At 38.0% G+C, this 19,971-nt stretch carries 19 protein-coding genes, 1 riboswitch and 1 other annotated feature; of the genes, 10 read left to right on the top strand and 9 right to left on the bottom strand.

Annotation, left to right across the window (positions count from 1 at the left end; all coding sequences use genetic code 11):
• Window positions 1–78: 78 nt before the first annotated feature.
• Genes larA through H9635_RS13080 form a run of 3 tightly spaced genes read right to left on the bottom strand, consistent with a single transcriptional unit; the run spans window position 79 to window position 2,439 of the window.
• A complete protein-coding gene (larA, locus tag H9635_RS13090) occupies window positions 79–1,341 on the bottom strand; it encodes a nickel-dependent lactate racemase (RefSeq protein ID WP_191700752.1) in 1,263 nt (420 codons plus the stop codon).
• 13 nt (window positions 1,342–1,354) lie between these two features.
• Window positions 1,355–1,891 carry an ECF transporter S component gene (locus H9635_RS13085; protein WP_191700751.1) on the bottom strand — a complete coding sequence of 179 codons (537 nt, stop codon included), beginning with the start codon at window positions 1,889–1,891 and terminating at the stop codon, window positions 1,355–1,357.
• A 5-nt stretch (window positions 1,892–1,896) separates the two neighbouring features.
• Window positions 1,897–2,439: a nucleoside/nucleotide kinase family protein gene (locus H9635_RS13080; RefSeq protein WP_191700750.1), complete on the bottom strand. Its 543-nt coding sequence runs from the start codon at window positions 2,437–2,439 to the stop codon at window positions 1,897–1,899.
• Between the two features lie 136 nt (window positions 2,440–2,575).
• On the opposite strand from H9635_RS13080, the gene H9635_RS13075 reads away from it, so the two are divergent.
• Window positions 2,576–3,670, top strand: coding sequence for a CdaR family transcriptional regulator (locus H9635_RS13075; protein ID WP_191700749.1), 1,095 nt, complete (start codon window positions 2,576–2,578; stop codon window positions 3,668–3,670).
• A 49-nt stretch (window positions 3,671–3,719) separates the two neighbouring features.
• Here H9635_RS13075 and H9635_RS13070 read toward each other — a convergent pair whose 3' ends face one another.
• Both H9635_RS13070 and H9635_RS13065 read right to left on the bottom strand, forming a co-directional pair.
• Window positions 3,720–4,823: a 2-keto-3-deoxygluconate permease gene (locus H9635_RS13070; RefSeq protein WP_191700748.1), complete on the bottom strand. Its 1,104-nt coding sequence runs from the start codon at window positions 4,821–4,823 to the stop codon at window positions 3,720–3,722.
• A 15-nt stretch (window positions 4,824–4,838) separates the two neighbouring features.
• Entirely contained in the window at window positions 4,839–5,981 is a 1,143-nt protein-coding gene (locus tag H9635_RS13065) for a glycerate kinase (RefSeq protein WP_191700747.1), read from the bottom strand.
• Window positions 5,982–6,339: 358 nt separating this feature from the next.
• Between H9635_RS13065 and H9635_RS13060 the strand changes: the two genes are divergently transcribed.
• Window positions 6,340–7,692 (top strand): YjiH family protein, encoded by a 1,353-nt coding sequence (locus H9635_RS13060; RefSeq protein ID WP_191700746.1) that lies wholly within the window; start codon window positions 6,340–6,342, stop codon window positions 7,690–7,692.
• Window positions 7,693–7,764: 72 nt separating this feature from the next.
• Here H9635_RS13060 and H9635_RS13055 read toward each other — a convergent pair whose 3' ends face one another.
• The gene (locus H9635_RS13055) at window positions 7,765–8,514 is read right to left on the bottom strand and encodes an SDR family NAD(P)-dependent oxidoreductase (protein WP_191700745.1); all 750 of its coding nucleotides are present in this window, start codon (window positions 8,512–8,514) and stop codon (window positions 7,765–7,767) included.
• A gap of 347 nt (window positions 8,515–8,861) precedes the next feature.
• On the opposite strand from H9635_RS13055, the gene ilvA reads away from it, so the two are divergent.
• The gene (ilvA, locus tag H9635_RS13050) at window positions 8,862–10,124 is read left to right on the top strand and encodes a threonine ammonia-lyase IlvA (RefSeq protein ID WP_191700744.1); all 1,263 of its coding nucleotides are present in this window, start codon (window positions 8,862–8,864) and stop codon (window positions 10,122–10,124) included.
• An 80-nt stretch (window positions 10,125–10,204) separates the two neighbouring features.
• Here the strand turns inward: ilvA and H9635_RS13045 are convergent, their stop codons facing one another.
• The 3 genes from H9635_RS13045 to H9635_RS13035 all read right to left on the bottom strand — a co-directional run bounded on the left by H9635_RS13045 (window position 10,205) and on the right by H9635_RS13035 (window position 13,245).
• On the bottom strand, window positions 10,205–10,999 hold the full coding sequence (locus H9635_RS13045) for an ABC transporter ATP-binding protein (protein WP_191700743.1): 795 nt from the start codon (window positions 10,997–10,999) through the stop codon (window positions 10,205–10,207).
• Complete coding sequence (locus H9635_RS13040; RefSeq protein WP_191700742.1) at window positions 10,992–12,032, bottom strand: ABC transporter permease; 1,041 nt, start codon at window positions 12,030–12,032, stop codon at window positions 10,992–10,994. The genes H9635_RS13045 and H9635_RS13040 overlap by 8 nt, the downstream gene beginning before the upstream one ends.
• Window positions 12,033–12,228: 196 nt before the next feature.
• On the bottom strand, window positions 12,229–13,245 hold the full coding sequence (locus tag H9635_RS13035) for an ABC transporter substrate-binding protein (protein ID WP_191700741.1): 1,017 nt from the start codon (window positions 13,243–13,245) through the stop codon (window positions 12,229–12,231).
• Window positions 13,246–13,537: 292 nt separating this feature from the next.
• A riboswitch (PreQ1 riboswitch) is annotated at window positions 13,538–13,582 on the top strand.
• Between the two features lie 5 nt (window positions 13,583–13,587).
• Between H9635_RS13035 and H9635_RS13030 the strand changes: the two genes are divergently transcribed.
• The 7 genes from H9635_RS13030 to trpA all read left to right on the top strand — a co-directional run bounded on the left by H9635_RS13030 (window position 13,588) and on the right by trpA (window position 19,908).
• The gene (locus H9635_RS13030; RefSeq protein ID WP_191700740.1) at window positions 13,588–14,073 is read left to right on the top strand and encodes a QueT transporter family protein; all 486 of its coding nucleotides are present in this window, start codon (window positions 13,588–13,590) and stop codon (window positions 14,071–14,073) included.
• 171 nt (window positions 14,074–14,244) lie between these two features.
• Window positions 14,245–14,452: a binding site (T-box leader), on the top strand.
• Between the two features lie 60 nt (window positions 14,453–14,512).
• Window positions 14,513–15,496, top strand: coding sequence for a metal ABC transporter ATP-binding protein (locus tag H9635_RS13025; RefSeq protein ID WP_191700739.1), 984 nt, complete (start codon window positions 14,513–14,515; stop codon window positions 15,494–15,496).
• Between the two features lie 6 nt (window positions 15,497–15,502).
• On the top strand, window positions 15,503–16,540 hold the full coding sequence (gene trpD, locus H9635_RS13020) for an anthranilate phosphoribosyltransferase (protein WP_191700738.1): 1,038 nt from the start codon (window positions 15,503–15,505) through the stop codon (window positions 16,538–16,540).
• Window positions 16,537–17,331 carry an indole-3-glycerol phosphate synthase TrpC gene (trpC, locus tag H9635_RS13015; protein ID WP_191700737.1) on the top strand — a complete coding sequence of 265 codons (795 nt, stop codon included), beginning with the start codon at window positions 16,537–16,539 and terminating at the stop codon, window positions 17,329–17,331. Before trpD ends, trpC begins: the two co-directional genes overlap by 4 nt.
• A complete protein-coding gene (locus H9635_RS13010; RefSeq protein WP_191700736.1) occupies window positions 17,328–17,945 on the top strand; it encodes a phosphoribosylanthranilate isomerase in 618 nt (205 codons plus the stop codon). The genes trpC and H9635_RS13010 overlap by 4 nt, the downstream gene beginning before the upstream one ends.
• Window positions 17,942–19,132, top strand: a complete 1,191-nt coding sequence (gene trpB / locus H9635_RS13005) for a tryptophan synthase subunit beta (protein ID WP_191700735.1) — start codon at window positions 17,942–17,944, stop codon at window positions 19,130–19,132. The genes H9635_RS13010 and trpB overlap by 4 nt, the downstream gene beginning before the upstream one ends.
• Window positions 19,129–19,908: a tryptophan synthase subunit alpha gene (trpA, locus tag H9635_RS13000; protein ID WP_191700734.1), complete on the top strand. Its 780-nt coding sequence runs from the start codon at window positions 19,129–19,131 to the stop codon at window positions 19,906–19,908. The genes trpB and trpA overlap by 4 nt, the downstream gene beginning before the upstream one ends.
• Window positions 19,909–19,971 lie beyond the last annotated feature (63 nt).

Genomic DNA, 19,971 nt, shown 5'->3' with positions numbered 1-19,971 from the left:
AAAATAATCAAAATAAAAAGCGTCGCAAATTTTGTTTTGCGACGCTTTATTGTCTATCTGGAATTAGAAATAGTTCCCCTACTCTTCTACATAAGGAATAGTCAATGGACCAATTGGTAATATTGCAATAGAATAGTTTGGACCATATTTCTCCTTCAATTGCTCCAGTAATACTTCAATATCTTCTACATAATTTAACATACTATTCTCAACTTGCTCTCGTGTTAATGTTGAATATAAATGAACATCCGCCCATACTTGGATTACAGCTTGTTTTTGAACTTGCCATTGATCAAACTTTTTAAAATTTTCATCATTAATCATGTCAAGCAGTTCTTGTGGAGTTTTTCTCATTTGCAATATTTCTGCATAATTTCCGTGGTTAGGTAAACCATCTATACACTCTGCAGCACAAATAATCGTACCACCTTCTTTTACAATTTTTTGTGCGGCACTCATACCTTTAACCGCTTGATATAAATTTTGGTCTAATGGATAACCAGAATTCGATGTAATAACTACATCAAATCGATCTTCGCATTTCACCATCGTATGTTCTTTTACATATGCACAGCCTAAATCATGAGCTTCAATTAATTCTCCTGCAAATACATTTGTAATTTTCTTTTCGCGATTTAATGTAACATTTAACATAAAATGGGGTTTACACATACCATTAATTTCACGTGTCATATCTTGCAATGGATTATCAATCATATTTCCCCATGTAGCTAAAGGATGTCCAATCATTTTTGCATTATGAAATGTCATAATTGTTTCAATACCGGCAATACCAGGCATTATTCCTTTTGGTCCTCCAGAAAATCCAGCAAAAAAGTGTGGCTCTATAAATCCTGTTACAATTCGAAAATCTGCTTCTACATATTCAGAATTCAGCCAAACATCACAGCCAAATCTGCTTGTTCCAACTTTTGTTTGAGTAGATTTATCATGACAACTATTATTGATAATCCGAATATTTTTGACAATATCTTCACTCAACATTTGAATAAATTCTTCTTCCGTTTGATCACGATGTGTCCCCGTACCATTTATAATAACAAAATTCTCTTTTGGTACATGGGGTAGCGCATTAATAATCGCAGGAACGATTTTTTCATTTGGTGTAGGACGTGTAATATCACTTATAACAATTGCAACTTTGTCTGTTTCTTTTACGATTTCATGAATCGGTGAAGTACCAATAGGGTTTAATAACGCTTCGTTCAATGCCCCCATCTCATCATCCATACCGTTAATGCTTTTTGGTTCTAAAACGACAGAATGGTCAGGTACATTAATTTTTAATTCTCCTTTTCCATACAATAAAGATACTTCCATTGTATTTCCCCCTCTATGCATTCACTTGTGGAAGCTGGTTTTGTGTTTGAAATTTTTCAATTGCTTTTACAAGTGGAATAATAATTAATAATTGAATTAGAATTCCTGGTAAAGCTATTATAAATGCGGCTTGAATAAACATTTGGAAACCAAAATCGAAATTTGAGAATCCATATAAAATAGCGGCTGCAACTCCGTATACCATTCTTCCTATTAGCATCGAAACTAAAAGACTAACATATGGGTTTAACTTCAAGTTTTTATATGTGTAACCAGCTACAAAACCATAAGTAGCCAATTCGAACATCATACTAAGACCTACAGGGAAAATAATTGGCATGCCCGAAATTAAAAAGGCAACAAATGGAGTAAGCATTCCTGCTAGTAAACCATATTTTTTACCACATATAAAACCACATAGTAAAATCGGAATATGCATCGGTAATAAAACAGCTCCTGGAGTACCAATTGGTAAAATCTTAACAATTTGCGCCAAAACGATGGCTATCGCAATAAACAAAGATGTATATACTAAATAACGTGCCTTCAATTATTTCACTCTCCCATTTGGTTTATATATTCAAAATATCTGTCCTCTAAAGGAATCCATTCTTGAATATATTTTTCTACTATTTCAGGTGTATTTCTCTTTTTAAGCCTAGTCATTTGTTCTAACTTTGTAATTTCTAAAATTAACGCGTAATCAATATATTTTTGTAATGTTGGGTGTAACGCGTATACACCTTCTAATAGCAAAACTGTGCTTTGCTGTCCTTGTTTTTCTTCATAAGTTCTTGTTTGACAATTAAACGCTTTGTAATGGGAAAATTCTCGTTTTTTAAAAGGAATGCAAATCTCTTCTTCCACTCGTTTATAATCCACATTTCCGCCTATTTCAGCTAACCTTTCTGGAGTTTTCATATTCATTGGTAAGAAGAAATGATCCATCGGTATCATAACTATATTGAACTTTTCTTTTAATTTTTGAGCCAACGTGGTTTTTCCGCTTGTTGCTGGACCATCTATCGCTATAAGAACGGGTTCATTTTTTTCTAGTGATTGCTGAATTATAAATTCTATATCCTTTATTTTTTCCATTAATACAACCTCCAATTTTTTATAAAAACACAATATTTTGTATTTTTAGAATCTTACTATTATACTTTACTAATATACCAATTAAAATAAAATTTAACAGAAATTAATAGTCTGACTAATTTATTGAGGTGCAAATATGTTAACAAAGGTTTTAGCTGAAGCTATCGTTAATGAAACTTCAAAAGTACTTTCATTAAACGTTAATATAATGGATTTGGAAGGAATTATAATCGCTTCTAAAAATCCTTCTAGAATTTCTCAATTTCATGAAGGTGCTTTAATGGTCCTTAAAAAGAAAAAAGTTATTAAAATTTTTAAAGAGGATACTCAAAAATACCAAGGAACACAAGAAGGCATTAATATTCCAATTGAATTTAATAACGAAATTGTTGGTGCAATTGGAATCACTGGCAACCCTAATGAAATTGAAGAAATTTCCAATATAGTAAAAATGCTTGCTGAATTATTATTAAAGCAAGCACATATAACTTCTGCAAATGAATTTAAAAATATTCAACAATCCTTAATTATTGAAGAGCTACTGCAACCTTCCATAAATATCGTAAATTTAAAACGCCTTCTTTTTAATTTGGATATATCTGTAGAGAACAAATATTTAATTTCGGTTATGGAAACTAATAATCATTTTGAAACAAATACAAAGGAATATTTTATTTTCATGAATGATTTAGTTACTCGGGCCACATTACATAAAAAAATGTCCATTAGTCGCTATTTATTAGTGTTCGATCTTTTCAAACAACCAATGGAAACAGTAATCAACGATTTCAAAAATTTTATCAATCTTAGTAAAAACATTAAAATTGTTTATACGGCCCCTATAGATAATATTACAAATTTAAAATTTGCTTATGAGGAATGTGAATTACTATTAAATTTAAATATAGAAAGCAACATTATTAATTATCAAAATCATCTACTAGAAGGGATGCTTGCACAAATTCCATTGAATGCTGCAAAAAAATTTTTACATAATCCAAATTATCAATTTATCCTTGATAATGAAGAATTGCTCTCTACTTTTATAAACTCAAATTTAAATGTTACTATTGCAGCTAAAGCATTATTCATTCATCCCAATACATTAAAATATCGATTAAATAAAATTCAGAAAGAATCTCTCCTTAATCCTCGTAATATTAACGATATTATTACAATCAAATTTATTATTTGGCTAAATCAATTTACATTTCAGCAAAATAAATTATGAGTAAAATAGCAAATGGCTGTAGCATATTGGATGATACAGCCTAATAGCTTTATTTTGTTACACTTTTATCTAAGCCAGGGTACTCATCCGTACCAATAATACCTCTCTTTCTTTGATACCTATCTACTAAAATTACTGCTAATGGACACAGAATGGATGTAGTAATAGTTGAAATCGATATCTGTGCAGTTGCAATAGGCACTATCGCTTCAATTTTTGCATATTCAGCTGCACTCATCGCGCCTGAAGAAACTGCGACAGCGGCTGCAGCTAAAATGGCTGCTGGAGTTGCTGCTGCATTACCTGCTGTTGAAGCTTCTGCAAACGGTGCAATATAACTTTTTTCTTTGAAAAGTTTAAATACTAAGGCACCTGTTACTGAAGTAACACCGAATGTTAAAAATGCTAAAACTAAACCGCCTGCAAGCACTTCCGGATTAAAGAAATTTGATAAGTTCATACCAGCCCCTAATGAAAAAGCAAAGAAGGGTATTAAAATAGATTCTCCTGGTTTTAAAAAATCACGCATTTTTGGATCTAAATTTCCTAACAGCATACCGATACCAATTGGTAATAATACCGCAACAAACGAAATTACCGGGAATGCTGTTCCTAACATACCTAGCGAAACTAAAGTTAGAAATGGACCATCGTTAATTGCTAGAATAGATAAACCCCCTACATCAGAGCGGTTACCATATTGTCCAGTTAAAGCTGCGTACATACCACTATTACTATTTGTCATACCTGCAATAATAGCTAGCGTTGAAAGCCCAAGAATACCAGTCCATGGGTCAAACATCATCCCAAACAGCATCCCTACTCCAAGCCCACCAAAATATTTAGTTCCGGTTAAAAGGACGCCTTTTTTTAAGGATCTTCCTCCAACTTTTAAATTCATTTGACTCCCTACGATGAATAAGAATAAGGCGATCAGAACTAATGCGCTATCTTTAAATAAATATTGTGAAAATCCGCCAATTCTTAAAAATTCATAATAGCCGTCACTTGTCGGAGCAGTACCTAAAGCTTTTAAAATATTCATTACAAACGGAATATGCAATTGATCAATTGTATTTAATGTAGCCCCTAATAATAGTGGTATCACCATCATCCCACCAGGTACTTTTTCAATCGTATCCTTGATATTCAATATAAAAACCCCCTATTAATTTTTAATTTCGTTGTAAAAAAATGTCCTAACGATTTGCTCAGTTGTTGAAACCAATAACTCCCCTGCATGTAACATGGCCTCTTCTAAGTTCATTGGACAATTAATGATGCTATTTACACTGACAACCCCATGCTCATATAAACTTTCAAATCCTTTACCTATGGATCCGGCTATTATAATTGTCGGTACATTTTTTGATTTTGCCCTTTGCGCTACTCCAAGTGGGGTTTTTCCATACACTGTTTGGCTATCAACTTTTCCTTCACCAGTAATCACTAAATGTGCATCATTTAAATATTCATTTAATTTAATAAAATCTAAGACGACATCTACACCTCTTTGAAATTCCACGGGAAAAAATGCTTGAAATGCTCCACCAATTCCACCTGCGGCACCTGCACCTGCTTTTTCATGAAGTGTAATACTTGTTGTTGCCTCAATCATATTTGCCCAGTGCATTAAATTTTCATCTAAAATTATGACGTCTTCTTTTGTCGCCCCTTTTTGAGGTCCGAAAACGTGGGAAGCCCCAGTAGGACCAATTAATGGATTTTCGACATCTGAAGCTATTAAAAACTTACATTCTTTAATTCTTTGATCGAAATGAGATAAATTAATATGGTGAATATTATTTAATTCACCGCCTCCAAACTTTATTTCCTCCCCCTTTTGATTTTGCAGTTTCATTCCTAATGCTTGTAACATGCCAGCCCCGCCATCATTTGTTGCGGAACCACCCAATCCAATAACGAATGACTTATACCCTTCATCTAATGCATGCTTTATAAGTTCTCCTGTTCCATAAGTTGTTGTAGTTAATGGAGATAATTGTCCATTTGGGACTAGGTGTAATCCAGAAGCAGTTGCCATTTCAATTACACATGTTATTCCATCACCTAACACTCCGTAAGATGCATTCACCTGATTTCCTAATGGTCCTGTCACTGATAAGCTTTTTTTTGTACCTCCAGTCGCCGCAACCAAAGTATCCATCGTACCTTCTCCACCATCTCCTACTGGAAGCTTTATGGTTTTAACATCTCTAAAAGCCTGTTTAATTCCCATTTCTATGTAATTTGATACTTCAACGGCACTTAGGCTCCCCTTAAAGGAGTCCGGCGCTATAATAATGTTCATTATTACCCTCCTAATTTGTAAACGCTTCCAACTAACTGAATTATAAGATTATTTATTGGGTACTTCTATATTAATAGTGACAAAAAAAATGCTCTTTTCGCTTATAAATTTATTAAATCTAACAAAACTTATTATTTTACCTCCTAAGAGTTCTAAAAATAAAAACCCAGGAGAATTTTTTAGACTGTATGTTGTTACATCAATTTGGTTTTAATTCCATTGCATAGGGTAAAGATAAACCCCTCCTACTCAACATATATTTCTGAAAATTTAATCTTTACGCAAAACAGTAGACAAATGAATATTCAAGATTTATAGTGTATAAATATTCAACTAACAAATTAAAGAGGTTATATATATGACAAAGAAATTTTCTTTTTATACGTGGTTTCTTTTTATAGCGTTTTCTGTACTTGGTGTGTTTATTTTTATTACTCCGATTGGAACAGATGATGGCATAAAAGTACCGATTGCTATTCTTGCTAATTTTTTGGCAGGTAAAGTCGAACCATTTATTCATTGGTTCGCATTCATCGTGTTTGTAATTGCTGCTGCGGGTTCTGTAGCAATGCAATTCATTCCACAAAAAGGTTCTCGTACATTAGCGGATTCTTTATTCCGTGTTAACTGGTTCTGGACAATTATGCGTGTGCTTGCAGTTATTTTCGCAAGTATGTATGTTTTCCAAATTGGGCCTGAGAGTCTGACAAGTGATGTAACAACAGGTGTGCTGCTTGATCCTGCTGTTGGACTTGTAACATTCATGTTTGTATTATTCCTTTTTGCCGGATTATTACTACCATTATTGACTGATTTCGGTTTACTTGAATTTTTCGGGTCTATGATGGTAAAAATTATGCGTCCCCTATTCAAAATTCCTGGTCGATCAGCAATTGACAGCTTAGCTTCATGGGTTGGTGACGGGACAATTGGTGTCTTACTGACGAGCAAGCAATATGAAGACAAAAATTATACGGGACGTGAAGCCGCAACAATCGCCACAACGTTTTCTGTCGTTTCGATTACATTCTGCCTAGTCGTTGTTGAAACAATTGGTATTGGGGATTACTTCCTTGAATTTTATGCTTCTGTAATCATCTGTGGTTTAATTTTAGCGTTTATTATGCCACGTATTTACCCGCTTAAACAAAAGGCGGATACGTTAATTGACGGTAGTGAAGTACCTGCCAATCGTGAAGATGTACAAGAAGGCTTTAATGTATTTTCATACGGCTTACACAATGCATTAAATAAAGCGAATTCAAATCGCAGCTTAGGCAAAATGGTGAAAAACGGTTTTGTGAATGTATTGGAAATGTGGTTTGCGGTAACACCTATTATTATGGCATTTGCAACAATTGCATTAGTTTTAGCTGAATTTACAAGCTTCTTCCGTATTTTAGGAATGCCGTTTGAACCAATTTTAGCGCTTCTTCAAATTCCAGAAGCAGGTGAAGCCGCACAAACAATGATTGTCGGTTTTGCTGATATGCTATTACCATCAATTTTAGGCGCAGGTATTGAATCGGAAATGACGCGTTTCTTCATTGCAACGGTATCCGTTACGCAATTGATTTACATGTCGGAAGTCGGTGGATTAATATTAGGTACGAAGCTTCCATTAAAGCTTTGGGATTTATTCATTATCTTCCTAATCCGTACAATTATTTCGATTCCAATTATTGCTGCAATTGCACATTTACTATTCTAAATCGAACAAAAAATAAAGGGCTGCCGAAATATCAGATTTCCCTCTGACATTTCGAGCAGCCCTTTTTATATTTTATTTTGTGCTTGTGAATCCACCGTCGATACGAATGACTTCCCCATTAATATATTCTGCTTTTGATGTTAATAAGAATGTTACGAGCTCCGCCACTTCCTCAGGTGTCCCTAAGCGTTTTTGTGGGATTCCACTTGTTGCATTTTCCTTCATTTGTGGGTTTGCTTCAAAGAATGATTTTACCATTGGTGTTTCGGTCGGTCCTGGTGCAATGGCATTGACACGTAATCCGTCCTTTGCGTACTCTGCTACCATACTTTTCGTTAAGCCAATTATGCCATGTTTCGTTGCTGAGTACGTGACAACGGAGTCTTGACCTATGACACCAGCACTAGAAGCTGTATTCACGATTGAACCGCCACCATTTTTTAGCATCACTTCCGCTACATAACGTACCCCGTATAATGCACCTAACAAATTGATGCCAACAATCTGTTCAATTTCTTCGATTGTTGTATCTAAATAGTATTTCCCGCTTCCCGAAATACCCGCATTATTGAAGAAGTAATCGATAGAACCGAATTTCTCCATTGTTTGGTCTACATATTTTTTTACTTCCTCTGCTTTCGAAACATCTGCTTTTATAAAAATAGCATCAACGCCAAGTGCTTTTACTTTTTCGACGGTTTCATTTCCGCCTTTTTCGCTTACGTCCACTACTGCAATATTTATACCTTCTTGGGCCATACGGATAGCTGTCGATTGACCTAATCCGCTTCCCCCACCTGTAATAATAGCTGTTTTAGTCATATTTAATTCCTCCTAGATATGTTCTTGGAACTTGTAAAAAATTGATTTACTATAAAACAAAATTCCACTGCCATAGCATTGTATTTTTTACCCCTTCACTTCTTTACATAAACAATAAAACGGTAAATACGGGTTCTGACAATTCTTCATAAGGCTATCCGATTTGCTAAACAGATATGCAACTTTCTTTATTAACGTAGCATGAAATAAATTACTTTCTTCAATAAAACGCTTTCATTATGAATAATTTAAGAACTTTCTAAATTTACTGACTTTTTAGGTCTCATAAGCGCAAATTTATGATAGAATGATGTAATCTTTAAACTGATTACGGAGGTCACATGAAAATGGAAGTTGCTCAACCTAAAACAATTGCAGTTGAAAATGTATTGATTGCCCATCATTTTTTAAAAGATGTAGTCGTGCATACCCCGCTGCAATTAAATGAATATTTATCCGAAAAGTATGGTGCAAAAATTTATTTTAAGCGTGAAGACCTACAGCATGTTCGGTCCTTTAAATTACGCGGTGCCTATTATAAAATTAAGAAAATCGAAAATGAGGCCCGTGCTTCTGGTGTCGTATGTGCAAGCGCTGGGAATCATGCACAAGGTGTTGCTTATGCCTGTGCAAAGCTTGAAATTCAAGCAACCATTTTCATGCCAAAAACAACACCAAAACAAAAGATCGATCAGGTTCGTATGTTTGGCCGGAACTTTGTTGAAATTGTGTTAGCCGGTGATACATTCGATGACTCAGCGGAAAGCGCAGTAGCTTATTGTGAAGAAGAGAACCGTATTTTCATCCACCCATTTGATGATGTTGACGTCATGGCGGGTCAAGGAACTGTAGCCGTCGAAATTATGAATGATATCGAGGAACCGATTGACTATATTTTCGGCAGCATAGGTGGCGGCGGTTTAATGTCCGGCGTATCCGCCTACATTAAAAACTTATCACCTACAAGTAAAATCATTGGCGTAGAGCCTGCCGGTGCAGCAAGTATGAAGTCTGCCTTTGAAAATAAGGAGCCTATTGCTCTCGACTGGATTGATAAATTTGTCGATGGTGCTGCTGTTAAATGTGTCGGGCAGGAAACGTATGAAGTATGTAAGCATTATTTGGACGATATTATTACTGTTCCAGAAGGAAAAGTGTGTACTACGATTTTAGACTTATATAATAAGCATGCAATTATAGCCGAACCAGCTGGAGCTTTGTCAGTTGCAGCTCTTGATTTTTATGCGGAACAAATCCGGGGGAAATCCGTTGTTATCATTATTTCAGGTGGAAATAACGACATCGGACGGATGCAGGAAATTAAAGAACGCTCGCTTATTTACGAAGGACTATTACATTACTTCATCGTTAGCTTCCCACAACGTTCCGGGGCGCTAAGACAATTTTTGGCCGAAGTGCTTGGGCCGAATGATGATATTACAACTTTTGAATATACGAAGAAAAACAATAAAGAGAGTGGTCCGGCATTAGTAGGGATTGAACTTGCCCACCCTGATGACCGCGCCGGTTTAATCGAGCGCATGTTGGCCAATGGTTTTGAATATAAAGAGGTCAATAAGGACAGTACATTGTTTGCACTGCTTGTGTAGCTCCTGGCTAAAACCTTTTTCATTCCATCTATATAAAAAATCCCGACAGTCATTACCACAATGATTGTCGGGATTTTAATTTAGCCTAATAGCGCGCGATCTGAATTCATTTTTTCTCCGCGGATATGCTCGAATTCGGTCATTAAATCCGGAATCGTTAGTGCCGGTTTTCGATCTTCCCCTACTTCCAGGATAATCTGCCCTTTGTCCATCATAATTAAGCGATTGCCTAAGTCCAACGCCTGCTGCATATTATGCGTAACCATAAGCGTTGTCAGCTTACTTTCTTCCACCAACTCTTTTGTCAGCTTTGTAATAAGCTCTGCACGTGATGGGTCCAGTGCTGCTGTATGTTCATCGAGTAGCAAAATGGAAGGCTTCGTAAAGGTAGCCATTAATAGACTTAATGCTTGGCGTTCACCACCAGATAATAGACCTACCTTTGCATTTAGACGGTTTTCTAAATTCAGGTGCAATTTTTCTAATGAGGATTTGAAAAATTCACGGCGTTTTTTATCTACACCGAACCGAAGTGTGCGTTTGGCATTGCGTGAATAGGCAATCGCCAAATTTTCTTCAATCGTCATTGTAGGTGCTGTACCAGCCATTGGATCCTGGAACACACGGCCAATATGTACCGCCCGCTTATGTTCAGGTAAACGTGTTAAATCATTGCCATTAATAATGACGGATCCAAAGTCGGGTGTTAGGGCCCCGGAAATCATATTCATCATTGTCGATTTTCCTGCACCATTACTTCCAATTATTGTGACAAAATCGCCAGGTGCTAAGTGCAAATTAATATTATCCAATGCCATTTTCTCATCGGGTGTTCCTTCGTTAAACACTTTATTGATACTATCCAATTTAAGCAAGGCCATTCCCTCCCTGCTCAACTTTTAATTTTGCCTTTTGTAGTGCCATTCGTTCTTCCAAACGTTTTGCCTTACGTTTCTTTTCTTTATACTTATTAACGATTTGCGGAATTACTAATGCCAAAATAACGATAAATGCTGTTATTAATTTCATATCACCTGAATCCAGCCATTTTACACGCAACGCTAAAGCGTAAATCATACGGTAAATTATTGCCCCGGCAATAACAGCGAAGGTTACGCGTACAATCGATTTAGCACCAAAAATAGCTTCCCCTATAATAACAGAGGCCAAACCGACAACAATCATCCCGATACCTAATCCAACATCCGCAAATTTTGTATATTGCGCAATTAATGCCCCGGACAGTGCAACCATACCGTTTGAAATACCTAACCCTAAAATAACTAATGAATCAGTATTTGCCGAAAAACTGCGAATCATCCGTTTGTTGTCCCCTGTTGCACGAATCGCCAAACCGACTTCCGTTTTTAAGAACCAGTCAACGATAAGCTTAATAATAATCGTCACAACAAGCATAACGGCTAAAATACCCCAAGTTGTTGGCACCGTTGTCATACCCATTGACTTTAAAGCATTTGAGATGACTGAATCAATGCCTAAACTTGCCCAAAAATTATTAAATACTGTAAAAATTGTTTCTGAATTTAAGAGTGGAATATTTGGTCTTGTTACACCCGTATCGGAGCTTAATCCCATAATGCGAAGATTAATAGAATAAAGCGCGATCATCATTAAAATCCCTGCAAGCAGCGGATTGATTTTCCCTTTAGTGTGTAAAATTCCTGTCATACATCCAGCAATAAATCCAGCAACTGTTGCGACCAATGTTGCGAGTATCGGATTATAGCCAAGTACAATCATCATTGCGGCCGTACCTGCACCCGTTACAAAGCTTCCATCAACCGTTAAATCCGGAAAATCCAGCACCCGGAATGTTAAATAAACACCCAGTGCCATAATTGCATAGATGATTCCTTGCTCTACCGACCCAAACAAAGCTGTAAACATCTCGAATCATCTCCTATAATTTTTATCCACTGCACCTTGCGAGCTTATGAGTATCCATTAAAAAGTAGTTAAACGTTAATTCGCGCTAGGACCCTCTAGAATATTAGCCTTGGATTTCATTACGATGACTTTAGGCAGACCTTCTTTGAGGGCACAAGCGCGAATATTTATTCCTGGCTATTTACCAGCATTCAAATTATTGTACTTCTGCTTCCCACTCAGGTTTAACTTCTAAGCCTAAATTTTCTGCAGCCGCTTTATTGATGACTAATTTTAAGTTTGCTGGGTATGCTGCCGGAATTTCAGAAGGAGATTTCCCTTCCAATAAAATTTGAGCTGCCATTTGCCCTGCTTCATAACCGATATCGTAGTAATTAAAACCGTATGCTGCTAACCCGCCACGTGCTACAGAGTCCAATTCACCAACGATTAATGGTAATTTGTTTGCATTTGCTACATCGATAACTGATTCTAATGCATTTACAACTGTGTTATCTGTAATGATGTAATACGCTTCTACTTTACCTAATAATGATTCAGTTGCTTGTTTTACTTCCGCTGATGTTGAAGCAGATGCTTCTACAATTGTAATACCTTCTTTTGCTGCTAATTCTTTAGCAGTTGAAATTTGGGCTACTGAATTTTGCTCTCCAGCGTTATAAACCATCCCGACATTTTTTACACCGAGTTCTTTTAAAAACGCCATTGTTTTTGGCATTGTTTCCGGATGTAAATCAATTGTTCCAGTAACGTTTGCCCCTGGAGTTGCCATTGATTCGATTAATTCCGCACCTACCGCATCGGTTACCGATGTGAAGATAATTGGAATATCAGCAGTTGCACCTTTTGCCGCTTGTGCAGATGGTGTTGAGTTTGCAAAAATCAGGTCTACATTATCGCTTACTAATTGTTGTGCAATTGTCATGTTTGTACTGTTATCTCCATTAGCTGAGTTATCCACATATTCCGCTTTAATTCCTGCATCTTCAATCGCCTTTTTGAATCCTTCTTTTGCAGCATCTAATGATGGGTGCTCTACGATTTGAGTTGTTCCGATTTTAAATGTTTTTGCTTCATCAGTTTGTGCAGACTCTGTTCCTCCGTCACTAGCTGTAGCATTAGTAGCAGTATCTTGCTCTTCTCCACCGCATGCTGCTAAAAGTAAAAGAAGCCCAAATACTAAAAAGGAAAGCTTCGTTAATTTACGTGTCATATAATTTATCCCCCTATTATTCTCTGACGCTTTAAAGCGACGAACTTCATTTGGATGAAGTGTGAATTAAAATTATATTACCTCTTCATTTTCAGATAGTCAATAAGATTTAGAATGTTCAGATATTAAATTGAATTACTCATTATCCCTACATGTTAATTTCGCGCTTTAAACCACTGAATTATATATGTATTATTCAAAATTTTATCATTTGTCAATTTATTGAACTTTGAAGGGAAATTAGTTCTATAATTCTTTACTTTCTTTTTTAATATTGCTATGATTGCAGTTGCTTTGCGTGGTTCGTAACCATCCCACGTTAAAAAACTAGGAGGAATTAATATGAAAGTAAAGTTTCTTGCAACTAGTGCAATTATTGCAGCATTATATATTGCAATAACAATGCTAGTTGCCCCGATTAGTTTTGGACAAGTACAGTTCCGTATTGCCGAAATATTTAATCATCTGATCGCCTTCAACCCCCGTTTTATGTTAGGTGTTGTATTGGGTGTATTTTTTTCCAATTTCCTTATGTCATCTGTCGGTCCAATTGACCTAATTTTTGGCGTAGGACATACTATTCTTACACTTGGTATTTTTATTTTCATCTGTAAGTTTGTAAAAAACATTTGGGCACGTTTAGTTATTAATACGACACTCTTTACGTTTACAATGTTTATCATTGCGGCACAGCTTAACCTAGTGTTGGACTTTCCGTTTTGGGAGACATGGTTATTTGTAGCATTTGGGGAGTTTGTTGTTTTAGCAGTTGGCGCACCTATCATGTACACTTTAAATAAACGACTTGATTTCAAAAAATTGATCTAACATATATCGTTTCACCCACTGGCATTTAGTCGGTGGGTTTTTTGGTTAAGTTTTTTTAGAATTGTTTGACATTTTTATTTTCAGTGTTAGAATAAGCATATTCAAAATATTACATTACGGTAGCAGGTTGCGGGAGCGCGACCACCGTTTCAGTTGAGAAGAGTTTAGTTGAGTAAATTGTTGAATAAGAAGAGTAGCATTTCCCGTTTTGTATAGAGAGCGTATGGCTGGTGAAAATACGTCAAAAGGTAAATGTGAATGGGCCTTATGAAAGCTGCCGGCATTAGTCGGCGGACGGTACCCTGCCGTTATCAGGTTTAAGTGGAGGCTATTTTATAGCTTCAATCGAGGTGGCAACGCGGTGCAGATCGTCCTCAGCAAAAGTTTATTCTTTTGCTGGGGACTTTTTTTATTCCCAAAATTAAAAGGAGTGTGTCGAATGGCAATTCAACAACGTTTTCGTACATCAATGAAAAAAGTGAACGGTGATCTACTGACACCAATCTCCATTTTCCAACGTTTAAAGGGCGAACGAAAATTTCTTTTAGAAAGCTCATCCAAATATGAAGGTAATGGACGCTATTCCTTCATCGGCGTCAATCCAAGAAAAACCTATAGCGGCAACGGACAGCAACTTATTGATAAATCTCATCTATCCAATAGAGAGTACACATATGACGGTGAGCTTATTCAATTGATTAAACAAGTAATGCCGCGCATATCATCACATACCGAATATCCTTTTACAGGCGGGGGGATCGGCTATATTCATGCATTGCAAAAACCATCGCCTGAACTGCAGTTTCATGTTTACGATACACTCGTTATTTTCGATCATTTAACAGACGAGATTGCTGTTTTCCATACGAATATTGAAGCCGAGCAGGAGGAGCCAAATATTGATGTACTGATTGAGCAGTTGTTTACAAGTACAACACCAGAAGAAACATCGTATACCCTAAACCATGTCGAAAATGAACGAAACGGTTATTATGCCGCACAATTTGACGGGGATGCCCTTTCGCTTTATCGAAAAATGCGGATTGATTATGCTGCACCATATATGTATTATGTCGAATTTGACGATTGCACTGTACTTGGAACATCACAGGCAAACTTTATGCAAGTGCAGGACGGATCTATTTCAGTTACAAACAAAGCATTGCCGATTGAACCATTTAGTGTGGAAAATTCAGTGCAGAAATTGGCCACAACTACACAAGGCTCACTGAACCCAACGTTGCATGCGATTGATGTTGTAAAGGAGCTTCTGCCGGCACAAGGATTAATCGGCTATATCGGGTTTAACGGACAAGTCGATTTCACGACACCCGATAATACGATAACGATTCAGGGAAATGTTGCACATCTTCACACAGAAACGAGTGAGGATGCCCCATTCCACTCACTATTGAAAGGATGATTATGTATGTCTTTACTTCCGTTTATTGAACAAATCGAGCGAAAAGAGCATTTAGTGTTCGAAGAGATGCAGCAGGCTGCACAACTCATTTTTAATGAGCAGACACCGAAAGAACAGATAGCTGCCTTTTTAACAGCAATGAGTATCAAAGGCGAAACAGCACATGAAGTTGCCGGACTCGCTTCTGTCATGAAATCACATGCCGTCTCTGTTGATGCACCAGAAGGTATTTATATCGATAATTGTGGTACAGGTGGCGATGGCCTCCAAAGCTTCAATATTAGTACGACCGCCGCTTTCGTGTTAGCTGGCGGGGGCATTTTAGTCGCGAAGCATGGTAACCGGAAAGTGTCGAGTGCTTCAGGCAGCTCGGATGTTTTAGAAGCACTTGGCATTACCCTACTCCCGGATACGGCACAAACGATAGATTTATTGAAACAGCACGGAATCGCCTTTTTACATGCACCAAACATGCATCCAAAGCTAAAGCGAATCGGCGAAGTTCGACAATCACTTGGAAAGCCGACAATCTTTAATTTAGTCGGACCTTTAACAAATCCTGTACCTTTGAAAACTCAATTCGTTGGTATTAACCGCCCTAACTTTACTACGGATTATGCTGAAGTGCTGCACATGCTCGGTCGTGAGCGCGCGATTGTCGTATCGGGTGCACAAGGAATGGATGAGGCATCATTGGACGGTGAGAATACATTCGTCCTTTTAGACCACGGTGATATTATTCCGTTTAAGCTTCGTGCGGAAGATGTAGGCTTAACTGCAAAGCCATTATCGGCTATCCGTGGTGGCACCCCTGCTGAAAACGCAGTAATTATGCGCGATTTATTAAAAGGAAAGCAAAGTGTATATTTCGACACAGTCGTGTTAAATGCCGGCATTGGGTTCTTTGCATATGGCTTAGCGAGCACGATGAAAGAAGGTATCGACATGGCAAAGGACAGCATCCTGTCGGGTCGTGCATATGAAAAGCTAGAAAGTGTTGTTGCCTATAACAAAAAAGTGATGCAGGAGGAAACGATTATATGACTATTTTAGACCGAATTATAGCGCAAAAAGAGCTTGAATTACCTGCTTTACTTGCATCAGCACCAAACTTCCCAACAATTGATAAGGTACGTCCCTCTTTGTATGAAACATTAATTACCGCCAGTACGTTGCAGGTCATTTCTGAAATGAAACGCGCCTCACCATCAAAAGGTGATATTGCGACACATATTGACCCTGTTGAACAGGCTAGACAGTATGAGGAAGCCGGTGCTGCCTGCATTTCCGTTTTAACAGAGCAGGCATTTTTTAAAGGCAGTTTCGAAGATTTACATGCGGTAGCAAATGCGGTGAATATTCCAGTGTTATGCAAAGACTTCATGATTCATGAAGTACAGATTGACTACGCAAAGGCTGCAGGTGCCTCGATCATACTATTGATTGTGGCAGCATTGACGGATGAACAATTAAAGGCACTATACACATATGCAACCGAAAAACAGCTCGAAGTCCTTGTAGAAGTACACGATACGGAGGAGTTACAGCGTGCACTCAATATTGGCGCGAAAATTATCGGAGTTAATAATCGTAACTTAAAGACATTTGAAGTTTCCTTAACAACTACCGCTGAAATTGCCCAGCATCTTCCCCCTTCTTCCATTGCATTTATTAGCGAAAGTGGCATTTGGAACGCAGAAGATGCACAGTTTGTGGCGAATGCAGGCGCAAAAGGAGTTTTAGTTGGCGAATCATTAATGGTAAGCGGAAACGTCATGAATTCCCTTAAAGCACTACAAATCGACATCATAGCGAAGGTTGGCGAAAAGAGATGACTAAAGTAAAAATTTGCGGATTGAAAGAAATCGAACATGTCGAAGCTGCGGTAAAAGCTGGAGCGGATTTTATCGGATTTATGTTTGCGCCCAGTAAACGACGCATTACAGTAGAGGAAGCAATCGAGCTGGCAAAGAGTATTCCAAGTACGGTAAAAAAGGTTGGAGTTTTTGTAAATGAACAGACAGATATCATTCGACAAATTGCCGATCAAGTCGAACTCGACTATATCCAGTATCACGGAGATGAAACGCAGGAGGAAATACAGGAAATCGGTCTGCCAGCTATTAAGGCATTTTCGATTCGTGGGGAAGAAGACATTAAGCGAGCAGCAACATATGATGTCGACTACTATTTATTCGATTCGCCAGGTACGAACTTCCGCGGAGGTAGTGGAGAATCATTTGACTGGATGCTTTTGGATAAAGTAAATATTCCGATGGAAAAGGTCATTTTAGCAGGTGGATTAAATGGAGAAAATGTAGGACTGGCGATAATGCTTGTCGAGCCATTTGCTGTAGATGTTTCAAGTGGTGTAGAGGTAGATGGTCGAAAAAGTTCGACAGCGATTACGAATTTTATTGAAATAGCAAAAGGAGAGTTGATTTTATGACGACGACTGTAAAAGGGCGCTTTGGACGATTTGGCGGTCAATTCGTGCCCGAGACATTGATGACTTCACTTGAGGAATTAGAGCTTGCATATGAGGAAGCAAAAAAGGACCCTTCTTTCAAGGAAGAACTTGACTATTATTTAAAGCAATATGTCGGACGGGAAACTCCCCTTTATTTTGCTGAGCGTTTAACGAAAAAAGTCGGCGGTGCGAAAATCTATCTAAAACGTGAAGATTTAAATCATACCGGCGCTCATAAAATAAATAATGCGATCGGCCAAGCACTTTTAGCAAAACGTATGGGGAAGAAGAAAATTGTTGCTGAAACTGGTGCAGGTCAGCATGGGGTCGCAACGGCAACTGCGTGTGCATTGCTTGATATGGAATGTATCGTTTATATGGGGGCAGAAGATGTACGCCGTCAGCAACTGAACGTTTTCCGTATGGAGCTGCTCGGAACAAAAGTTGTTGCGGTAGAAAAAGGTTCCGCAACATTAAAAGATGCGGTGAATGAAGCATTGCGTCACTGGGTCACTCATATTGAAGATACGCATTACATTTTAGGATCAGCACTTGGGCCACACCCCTTCCCTACAATTGTCCGTGATTTCCAGCGTGTCATTGGGGATGAAACACGTGCCCAAATTTTACAACAGGAAGGACGTCTTCCGGATACAATTATTGCTTGTATTGGCGGCGGCAGTAATGCAATCGGAATGTTCTACCCGTTTGTGGAAGATCAAAATGTTGCATTATACGGGGTTGAAGCTGCAGGTTCCGGTGTAGATACAGATAAACATGCCGCAGCAATTCATGTCGGGAAAACAGGCGTCCTGCACGGTGCTTTCATGTATTTACTGCAAGACAAAGATGGTTTTGTACAAGAAGCACACTCTATTTCAGCAGGGCTCGATTATCCAGGTGTTGGTCCTGAGCATTGTCATTTACATGAAACAGGCCGTGCATCCTACCCTTCTGTTACAGATGAACAGGCACTTGAAGGTGTGAAGCTGTTATGTGAAACGGAAGGAATTTTACCGGCATTGGAAAGCGCGCATGCCGTTTACTATGCAAGTCAATTTGCCAAAGACCGTCCTGCTGATGAAATTGTTGTCGTTTGCTTATCAGGACGCGGAGACAAAGATGTGCACACATTAATGGATAAACTTGGAGGTGGCGTGAAATGACATTGCAAAAACAGCTTGAAAACGTATTAGCTGCAGGGGATAAAGCATTTGTTCCTTATATAATGGCAGGCGATGGCGGGCTTGAAACGTTAAAACCTACTATATTAAAGCTTCAGCAAATCGGAGTTTCCGCAATTGAAGTCGGAATTCCATTTACAGATCCTGTAGCAGATGGACCAACAATTGAACAAGCCGGCGAACGTGCACTTGCACACGGTGTGACATTGAACAAGGTGCTGGATGAACTGCAAAGCTTTGCACAGGAAATCCGTATTCCTCTTGTTGTCATGACTTACTTAAATCCGATTTTAGCTTATGGAATTGAAGCATTTGCAGAGGATGCAAAACGTGGTGGTGTTCAAGGACTGATTGTACCGGATATGCCTTACGAAGAAAGTGCTTTATTGCATGACGCTTTAAAAGAAAACGGCATTGCGCTTGTTCAGCTCGTGTCATTAATGAGCCCTCCTGAACGTATTAAGAAATTAGCCACTGCAAGTGAAGGCTTCGTTTATGCCGTTACGGTAAATGGTATTACTGGTGAACGTGCAAGCTTTGCTACAGAACTTGCCGGGCACTTTGCGAACTTAAAAGCAGCGAGCGATATCCCGGTGTTAGCAGGATTCGGGATTTCAACAACCGAACATGTGAAGAGTTTTGGTGAGATTGCAGATGGCGTAATTGTCGGCAGTAAAATTGTCACTGCCTTAGTTGAGCAAGACTGGGCAACGATTGAAACGCTAGTGCAAGCGACGAAAAAAGCTACGATAAATTAGTCTACTTTCTCTTTCCTTCCTGTGGTATCGTTTACTTATTAAGTAGTAGCGGATGGAGGCCAA

The organism is Solibacillus faecavium (assembly GCF_014836905.1).
GTDB classification, from domain to species: domain Bacteria; phylum Bacillota; class Bacilli; order Bacillales_A; family Planococcaceae; genus Solibacillus; species Solibacillus faecavium.
The sequence above is the reverse complement of the archived record's forward strand: the minus strand, read 5'-3'. Positions and strand labels throughout refer to the sequence as shown.

What these genes read in the sequence shown, in the direction of transcription:
- larA (WP_191700752.1), bottom strand. Translation starts at nt 1,341, where the DNA reads ATGGAAGTATCTTTATTGTATGGAAAAGGAGAATTAAAAATTAATGTA.
- H9635_RS13080 (WP_191700750.1), bottom strand. Translation starts at nt 2,439, where the DNA reads ATGGAAAAAATAAAGGATATAGAATTTATAATTCAGCAATCACTAGAA.
- H9635_RS13075 (WP_191700749.1), top strand. Translation starts at nt 2,576, where the DNA reads ATGTTAACAAAGGTTTTAGCTGAAGCTATCGTTAATGAAACTTCAAAA.
- H9635_RS13065 (WP_191700747.1), bottom strand. Translation starts at nt 5,981, where the DNA reads ATGAACATTATTATAGCGCCGGACTCCTTTAAGGGGAGCCTAAGTGCC.
- H9635_RS13060 (WP_191700746.1), top strand. Translation starts at nt 6,340, where the DNA reads ATGACAAAGAAATTTTCTTTTTATACGTGGTTTCTTTTTATAGCGTTT.
- H9635_RS13055 (WP_191700745.1), bottom strand. Translation starts at nt 8,514, where the DNA reads ATGACTAAAACAGCTATTATTACAGGTGGGGGAAGCGGATTAGGTCAA.
- ilvA (WP_191700744.1), top strand. Translation starts at nt 8,862, where the DNA reads ATGGAAGTTGCTCAACCTAAAACAATTGCAGTTGAAAATGTATTGATT.
- H9635_RS13040 (WP_191700742.1), bottom strand. Translation starts at nt 12,032, where the DNA reads ATGTTTACAGCTTTGTTTGGGTCGGTAGAGCAAGGAATCATCTATGCA.
- H9635_RS13035 (WP_191700741.1), bottom strand. Translation starts at nt 13,245, where the DNA reads ATGACACGTAAATTAACGAAGCTTTCCTTTTTAGTATTTGGGCTTCTT.
- H9635_RS13030 (WP_191700740.1), top strand. Translation starts at nt 13,588, where the DNA reads ATGAAAGTAAAGTTTCTTGCAACTAGTGCAATTATTGCAGCATTATAT.
- H9635_RS13025 (WP_191700739.1), top strand. Translation starts at nt 14,513, where the DNA reads ATGGCAATTCAACAACGTTTTCGTACATCAATGAAAAAAGTGAACGGT.
- trpD (WP_191700738.1), top strand. Translation starts at nt 15,503, where the DNA reads ATGTCTTTACTTCCGTTTATTGAACAAATCGAGCGAAAAGAGCATTTA.
- trpC (WP_191700737.1), top strand. Translation starts at nt 16,537, where the DNA reads ATGACTATTTTAGACCGAATTATAGCGCAAAAAGAGCTTGAATTACCT.
- H9635_RS13010 (WP_191700736.1), top strand. Translation starts at nt 17,328, where the DNA reads ATGACTAAAGTAAAAATTTGCGGATTGAAAGAAATCGAACATGTCGAA.
- trpB (WP_191700735.1), top strand. Translation starts at nt 17,942, where the DNA reads ATGACGACGACTGTAAAAGGGCGCTTTGGACGATTTGGCGGTCAATTC.
- trpA (WP_191700734.1), top strand. Translation starts at nt 19,129, where the DNA reads ATGACATTGCAAAAACAGCTTGAAAACGTATTAGCTGCAGGGGATAAA.